We start from the raw sequence: 8,293 nt of genomic DNA on the forward strand, positions 1-8,293 counted from the left end.
TCAATACAGCAGTTTCTCCCCATCCTTCCACTGGCATTAATACCAATGAAAGGAGGAGGATGAGAGTACGATATATGTTTTTAATCTTATTCATAGCGATAGTATTTACGTGTATAATGTTTACGAGCAGCATAGCTTCTTAAATCCTTGGTGAAAAGTATCTTATATATAAGTTCTTTTCCTGAGGCGCCTGGCACAGGGACGGTGACCTTGTAGAGGGCACTCTGCTTATCGGCAGCATCATCATTGAAGGTACCTTCGAAATAGCCGGTGGTTGTATTCCATGATGGAATAGTTTTAAACACCAACTGGGCATTAGCTGTTTCATCAGCCATACCTTCTTCTTTGATTAACTGCCACTCTACTTTGGTATTATCGATACCAGTTACCTCTGAGTCATCACTTGCCTTTACTACCTTTGGCTGGATATGGAATTCCTCTTCCGGGTAATAACAGGTGTAGGAAAGAGTGGTTCCGTTATCTGTTATGGATGGATAGAGACCGATGGCTGTGAAGGACTGAACATCAAACTTCAACTTGTAATCATCTAATGAGATTCGGAGAATGTGATGGTCGTTGCGAGCTATCGTTGTCCAATCCTGGAACAGGGCGTAACGCTTGATTCCTGTTGATGTATTCAGGTTGATGATGAAATACTTGGAAGTATTGCCCGCTGCGCTTTCATTCACATAAAACGAAATCTCATTCTCTGGCTTATAAGTATCAGTACTTGCAGGTATCGTCTTTGATGGAGACAGCTTATAAGTATAATTATCCGTTGCTGCCTGCTTTACCAGATTCGGAGTACATGTAACTTCATCTTTATCTGCATCAGTTAGGCTAGATGAACCAGTTGCGCCAGAGGTTCCTGATACATCAGAATGCTTTGGCAGCAACATGATGTTACCATCTGTATTGGTAGTAGCAGAAGGATTTGAAGTAATATCGCTGATGGTAATATCATTGATTATCAAATCAGTAGAACTTGGATTCCTAAACTGAAGTGTAACCTTTGCCAACATTCTTACTACCCAAAGTTCAGTGATGCTTGGCTTACCGGAAGCATCTATCGTTACTTCCTGCTTATTGCTCATTGGAATACCTTTGCAGTCTGTGGCATTCACATTGAAGCCATTGCCGTTCATCTTCCATTGCATGTTGTCGAAATGAACTTCTACACCTTTGGATATACCTAGTTCTGTTGCTGTTAGATTAGCAAAGGAATAAACCTGATAGGTATCACCTTTAGGAAGATCCTTGATTGTGACTTCATCTTTAATGCGATTATTAGCCGATACATCCGTATTCTCTACAAAAGAAACAACCTTGTTGTCTTTCACAAAGGCTACTACCCAACTCTTCATGTTTTCTGCATCTACGCCATCATTCCATGACAACGTAGCTCTGGTTCCGGAAGAAGGAGCTGTAGAAAGAGTCATGTGGACGGTAATCTTGTCGCCTGGGTTATCGCCTCCACTGTCTCCCTGTATAGGGTCAGCACTATCTGTGGAGCAAGCCGTCATAAAGGCTAGCACCATCAGAATCAATGCCGTATGTATCGTTCTAATCGTTTTCATTTTCTCTGAAAGTTTAATTTCAAACTATACTTTCTGTTTATCTATTTATTTCGTTTTTACATTGTTGTCTCTTCGTGAGTATAGGTTGCCCATTTTCTCACGTTGAGGGTAATCTTCATTCCATCCGGTCCCTTGCCAGTAATTCCATCGATACGAACCCGATAGATGTTATTGCGGACTATGCCGTAATACATTGGGTCTGTTTTAGAGCCAATACCTGTTGGATCACTATGGCGAATGGTATAGGTATAGTATTTATCTGTACCAGATTTACCCGCCTTAGGCTGCTTATTGGTTGCATCCCATTCGGAAGACTCGTAATACTTGCCTTTAAAGATAAGGCCTGTAGAATTGTCCTCTTTATTATCGGTGGTCGTATTCTCCATCACATAATCGAGGATGTAACTTGGATCTGTTGTACTGGTTGAAGTTGTCTTCTTTACATTATAAAAAGATGTAGGACCTTCGGCTTCTGCGAGAGTAAGACCTGTACGATTCTTTGTCCAAGGGCAAACCACATAATTAGTAGAAGCCTTGGTTGTAGGATTCATTTCTTCTTCACCGTAATAAGTAACTGTAGATACAGCTGCATCTGAAGAAACTCGCTTAATCAGGTATTCTCCCTTTGTCATAACCTTGGTAGAAGTAACAGATTCGAGCTTAAAGCCACCTATTACATTCGTACCATCCATTACGTTATAATAATAACCTTGACTTGTACCATCAAAAGTAGCATTTGGAATGATGTCGATACGGGCAGCCAGGCGCTCGATGTCAACATTTACCACATAAGGATCTGACTCGGTTCCAGTTCCACTACCGGATTTTCCTGAGAAATCTATCTTTGCATCCTTCTTTGATGACATGACGAAATCTGAGAAATTGGCAATATCATCATTTCGGGTACAAACCTTATCCATTTGCATATCCCGGATTTCGCTTATCGTCTTTCCTTGACATTTGGAAGTCATATCACCAGCATTGGCGATAACCAAAACATGATAATTCTTGCCAACAATTGCAGCATCTATTTCTCTTGGAACGGTAGTATAAGTTGCATCTTTGCCAGAAGAAGTTGTTTCCTTATTTAAATTGGTAAATGTATATACATAATCAATTGTTGCATCATCTTGCGACAAGTCTGCTTTATCAGATTTATATAGTAAGACAGTAAGAGAATTGACATCATTTTCATGATTGGTTCCTGTTTCTCTTCCATCTCCTTCTTCACCTCCTTGAGGTCCTGTAGCTGCCCTACTCGCTCGTGTATCTCCACTACCATCCACAGTCACCCTTACCTGCAGATATGTCTTCATATCTTTGCTTGGCAGAGGCGAATCGCTAGCAGTGTCGCTCGCACAGGAAGCGAACGACATCACCAGCAAAAGGGCTAGCAATGAGAGGGTTATTGTCTTTATCTTAAACATACACTTTCTTTTTTGAATCGGCTTATGGGAAGCCGGGTAGGACATATTAATTGAGTTCTTCGAACTGGATGCGCTTGCTCCAACTCAGTACATTCACGCTGATGGTGATGTAACAATACTTGAGCTTGCCACCCTGGATAAAGAACTGAAGTTTGTAATCATAGGCACGGTCTAGGAATTCCTGTGCACTGTAACTGTACTCCTCGCTGGTGCGGAGACGACTCAAGAGGTCAGGAAGATTTACATTTACTACTGTATTTCCGGTCTCCTTACTCTTGATGAGGAGATGACCGTCCTGTTTGTAATCATCGTGCTTCAGAATGCGGGAAGTCATGAAGTCGGCATGAGCTATCTTGCCCTGCTCGGTTTCATCCACCGTATTCCATGTAGCATGAGGAGTATAAACCACCTTACGGCTTTCGTCGAGAGAGTTGTCCCAAAGGATGCGGGCATTATGATCCTCAATGGTCATTGTGTAGTCGTTGACATCCATATCCTGGGGAGAGTCAAGGTCACGTAGCGCAACATTGATTTTCTTTGTATCACGAACCAGCGGAATGGTAGCATAGGCTGCTTCAGAGGAAGAAACCACTACGGATTCGAGCATCTTGCCATGCCAAAGGGTGTCCAATGGCATGGCATGATTCTCAACTTCATCATAATCACCACGGCTCTGATGGTCGAGGTTCACCTCCAACTTCTTGATATTGTCGCCCTTAGCCAGTTCTGTACGAACAAACTTGGCGCGACCGGATTGCAGTTGGTCAGCATAAGCATTCTGTCCTGCGAGAGCAAGGAACTGATATTTGCCAGGCTGTAGGTTCTCGACGTGCATTACATAATTTGGGTCTTTGAGAGGCGATGATAGCGCAGAATTCGTCTCGGTCTGTTGAGTTATATAGTTTCCGTTCTCGTCGAATACATACAGCGTTACCTGTCCAACATGGTCATTGAACATGTCGGCACGCTGGAGGTTGTAATCATACTTAAATTTCACATATACACCATTAGGGCAGTCGCTGTAGTCCTGGTGCCACATATCGTTGCACGAGGTGACGACTGTCAGGGTCATGGCAGCAGCCATGACACCCTTCAACCATTTATTTATCTTTTGCGCTATCATATCGCTAATCAATTATTGTTTTATATACTTTATCTTATAATGTATCGAATTACTGACCGAGAATTGCTCCCTGTGTACGCTTAGCCCAAGAGAGGACGTTGATCTTGACAGAGATGTAAGCAGCCAATTCATCATCTGTATCACCAGTAACCTTAGGAACAACTGGGGAACCAAGTTTCTTGATACCTTGAACATCAATATTATACCAGTTATTACGGAGTACACCATAACGACCGAGATAATTTGCTGCCTGATAAGCTGATGGATAAGCACCATCACTTACTGTAGGTAATGGAGTCTCTGTAGTCTTCCATGGAGTCAAGTCGTCACCAAAATGCTTAATTCTTACAGGATAGTATGAAATACCATTCTCATAAGTAGCCACCTTGATTGCATTCATAATGTTTGTAATATCTGTGGTCACTGCTGGAGCTGAACCAGAGGTATATTTAGCATTACCTGTAGCATTAACTACAAAGGTAGGATGGTTATTACCTGCTGTTTTAGCAACAGAAACATCCAAATCACTTTCACCAATTGTTTCACCAGCCTTCAAGCCTGTCTTAATCCATGCTTGTACATCAGTATTGTTCAAGAATGCACTCTTAACAGCCTTCTCCATATTAGCTTCATCAAGCAACTGACTCTCGTTATCATTAACAACATAGAAAGTCTTGCCATCATCTTTAATCTGAGCAGCAATGACAACACGTGTAGTTACATCCTGGTTCTGCTGAGGAACTGTGAAGGTATTTTCCAAACAGTAGTCGGATGTATTTAATTCTTTCAAACTAGCAGGTTTCTGATTGCCAATGGTATTGAAATTATCTGACAATGTTCCTGGTTTAGCATCGTAGTTAGGGTCTTTTGCCCAATATGTACGATACAAACTAACGCCAGCTTCCATATGATCATCACCAACAAAACGATAAGGTTTTGTAGGAACACTTGATGTTGTCTTCAAAGAGAGCCACTCTGAAGAATTTGAAGTATTTCTCAAATAATAGGTCTTCTTATTGGTATTATCCAATACCCAACCCTTAACAGTATATGATACAGTTGCATCATCATCCAATTTACCTGTTGCTTTTGAAGCAGTAACATCTACCTTGGCCAATGCACGCTCTACATAAATAGTTGCAGAAGAATTAGCCTTAGCCAAAGCCTCTGTAGCATAGATATGATCCTTATCAATTTTAGAAGCAACACTGACAGTAGCACTAGTTAGAGCAGAAGCACCACCAGCAACACTTGACAAAGGAGCATTCATCATCAAGAAACCTGTTGTTTTAAAATCAGAAGCATTCTTTGTTAACTCTAAGGTTTGCAAATCTGAAATTTTCTTAGTAGAAGGAAAATCCTCACCATTTACTTTCAAAGTAGCTTTAGTATCATCTACAGCAAGTGTTCCATTGTCATTCAATACAACAATAGCATAGAAATTATGAGTACCATCACTCAATCCATTATTGATTTTTTGAGTAATTTTGGTTGTAGTAGTAATATTATCAGTAGTAGTTCCAACCAAGTTCATACTCAAATTTTTTAATTGATACGCACCAGCAAATGTTGCATCTGCCTCATTAGCACCCTCAAAGAGAAGTAAGGTACCATTTTTAACAGCATACTCGTCAGCAAGTCCATCATCAAAATTGTCGTTTGCAGCACGACTCATTGAACCACTACGTGTAGGCAAATTCAACGAAAGTGAAACATAGCCATTACCATCCTGATTAGCAGGAGTGTTACCACCATTCAAGTCATCACTACTTGAACAAGAACCGAGCATCAGACCAGCCAATACTGCGGAAAACAATAACGATTTTTTCATAATTGATATACTTAATTTGATTAATATTTTTATTCCTATTTATTACCTCTTATAGATTTTCCAGATTCTCCTGAGCAGCCTTGACACCTGCCTTGGCTGCCAAGCTGAAGTAATAGCGAGCCTGCTGGTCATTTCCCTTCAATGCCTCGTATACACCACGAGCATTCAGAGCCGCAGGACTGTTGCCAGCCTTGTCAAGATAAGCCTTGGCACCATCGGCATCACCGGCATTCAAGCGGGTATTGGCTGCATTGAGATTGGCAGTTTCGTTCTCTGGGAACATGCGGACGGCAATCTCCATCACGTCGTTAAACTCCTTACTGCCAGGCTCATAGGTCTGAGCTACCAGGAACATCTCCTCCTGACTGAGCTGCTGTGGCTTGGTCTTGATAATCTCCTTTGCCTCAGCCACATCGAATGGCTTTACCTTATACGTGATATGGTAGTCGGAATGGCGGAGGGCAGGATACCAGGTATCAAGCATGAAGCGATACTCTGACGGATACAGCTTCTTGATTTTCTGCTCACGGGCATCCGGATCCATTTTCTCATCATTGGCGATTGCCAAAATCTCTGACTTATGCTCCAGGTTACTCTCCTTGAGATAGTTGCGGAGACCATCCCAATCCTCTGCAGTAGAAGAAACGGTGAAGAGCTGGGTTGGCAGGGCTACCATACGGCGAACATAATCGGTAAGGGTCTTGGCACGGTTCTTTGCCAGATAGTCATTATGACTGTAAGGACTCTCAGGAGAAGCATAACCATGAATGTTGATTCCGCTCACCTCCAGGTTCTTATCATCTTTCAGGGCATTGATGGTTCTTACGATGCTGTCCAACTGAGCCGGATTGCGACGGTAGTCGGCATGAAGCTCTATCTTGTTGACAGGGAAGTCGATATAAGCACGCTTATCGAGATGACGAACCTTGATTGCCTCTACGGCAGGACGTACGAAGACAGCCAACGGCTGACGGCGATGGCGGAGATGGAAATCATTTCCCTCCTCCAGGTTGCCACATCCACAAAGATCTTCATGCATATTGAGATCGTAGTTCTTCATGACTCCCGCCACAGGAATGGAAGCGGTATACTTAAGGGTCTGTGCCTGCTTGTTGTTACGGCGAACCACCATCGCCTTTGGCGAAAGGTTCAGATGTTTGTTCCCTACCCCACGTTCATACATAATCTGCTGGCGTTTTCCGTTGATGACAATCTCAGGCAACTTATATTCCAACTTCTGACTCTTGAAGATAGGAGTATATACCAGCTGGGTATTGGTAGGAAGGTTAAGCGAATCGAGGTTGAGATCCATCGATACCATTAAAGCGTTATTCTGCTGCGCCACCTGCACATTGCTAACCTGAATTTTGTTGGCAGCCAGCTTTACTTCATGGCAGTTCTGTGCCATAACAGTTGCAGGAGCCATCAATAAGGCAGCATATAATAAATAGGTGGTATTTCTTGAAAGTTTCATGATCATTAATGTTAAAAGGGGTTATAACATATAAATGAGGGAGAGGGCAGCCTTGGTAGGTCCCACATAGTTATCGTGAGAGGATTTTAACTTCTCCCCACAGTTGCCACACTTGAACTTGTCGTACTGGATGTAGTCGTAGCCAATACCAATGGATGTTTCCAGATTCCAGTGCTTGGAAAGTGGCCACTGATAACCAGCGGTGACACCACCACCTACGTACCATCCCTCATAGCGATGGTCGCGCAAGTCCTTAATCATACCGAAAGGTAGCTTGACGCCTCCGGCATTAAACTGTCCACCCATAGCATGCGCACCGAGGAACCAGCCATTGAAGTTCTGGCAGAACCAATAGCGGTATTCCGGCATCACAAGCCAGTGGCGGAGGCTGGACTGGTCACCTCCCGACTGCTTCCAAGGATTGAAGCCTACGAATACCTGAGCGGTATGCTTCTTCCCCACAGCAGTTTCAAGTCCGATATTGGGTGTTGTTGTTGCCCAATACAGCAAATTGCTCTTTACCCCAATGTTCTGCGAAAAGCCGTTCATCGAGATCAACATCAGTAGCATGGTTGCTAAAGACATTTTCATCACCATCGTTTTGCACATAATTAATAATGGTTTTAATATGTAATTTCGGTTTATATATTTTTGTTAGTATATCTAGTTCCATTTTGAGTATACAAGTGGTTGTAACTCTACTTCATCTGGGTATACTTTTACTTATCACTTACTTGGTATACTTTGCTTGTTGTTAAGTTTAGCATATCATTTTTGACGCTGCAAATATATAAAGAAATTGCGAAATGGGGGAGACCGTCCGAAAACTTAATTAGGGAAGCAAACAACTGAATTGAGCAT

Annotated in this window: 6 protein-coding genes; all 6 read right to left on the minus strand. The window is 42.4% G+C overall.

The features are described from left to right. Positions 1–86: 86 nt before the first annotated feature. From F7D73_RS02630 to F7D73_RS02655, 6 genes are read right to left on the minus strand one after another with little or no spacing between them, the layout of a single operon-like run. A complete protein-coding gene (locus tag F7D73_RS02630) occupies positions 87–1,577 on the minus strand; it encodes a hypothetical protein (protein WP_153122159.1) in 1,491 nt (496 codons plus the stop codon). 56 nt (positions 1,578–1,633) lie between these two features. After that, positions 1,634–3,004 (minus strand): fimbria major subunit, encoded by a 1,371-nt coding sequence (locus F7D73_RS02635; RefSeq protein ID WP_194256826.1) that lies wholly within the window; start codon positions 3,002–3,004, stop codon positions 1,634–1,636. Between the two features lie 46 nt (positions 3,005–3,050). Beyond that, positions 3,051–4,127 carry a FimB/Mfa2 family fimbrial subunit gene (locus F7D73_RS02640; protein ID WP_153122161.1) on the minus strand — a complete coding sequence of 359 codons (1,077 nt, stop codon included), beginning with the start codon at positions 4,125–4,127 and terminating at the stop codon, positions 3,051–3,053. 49 nt (positions 4,128–4,176) lie between these two features. Further along, positions 4,177–5,958 carry an Mfa1 family fimbria major subunit gene (locus tag F7D73_RS02645; RefSeq protein WP_153122162.1) on the minus strand — a complete coding sequence of 594 codons (1,782 nt, stop codon included), beginning with the start codon at positions 5,956–5,958 and terminating at the stop codon, positions 4,177–4,179. Between the two features lie 49 nt (positions 5,959–6,007). Continuing rightward, the gene (locus F7D73_RS02650; protein WP_194256827.1) at positions 6,008–7,432 is read right to left on the minus strand and encodes a DUF3868 domain-containing protein; all 1,425 of its coding nucleotides are present in this window, start codon (positions 7,430–7,432) and stop codon (positions 6,008–6,010) included. 21 nt (positions 7,433–7,453) lie between these two features. Continuing rightward, positions 7,454–8,002, minus strand: coding sequence for a DUF3575 domain-containing protein (locus F7D73_RS02655; RefSeq protein WP_262884870.1), 549 nt, complete (start codon positions 8,000–8,002; stop codon positions 7,454–7,456). Positions 8,003–8,293: the final 291 nt, after the last annotated feature.

Origin of the sequence: Segatella copri (assembly GCF_009494395.1) — a bacterium.
Classification (GTDB): Bacteria; Bacteroidota; Bacteroidia; order Bacteroidales; family Bacteroidaceae; genus Prevotella.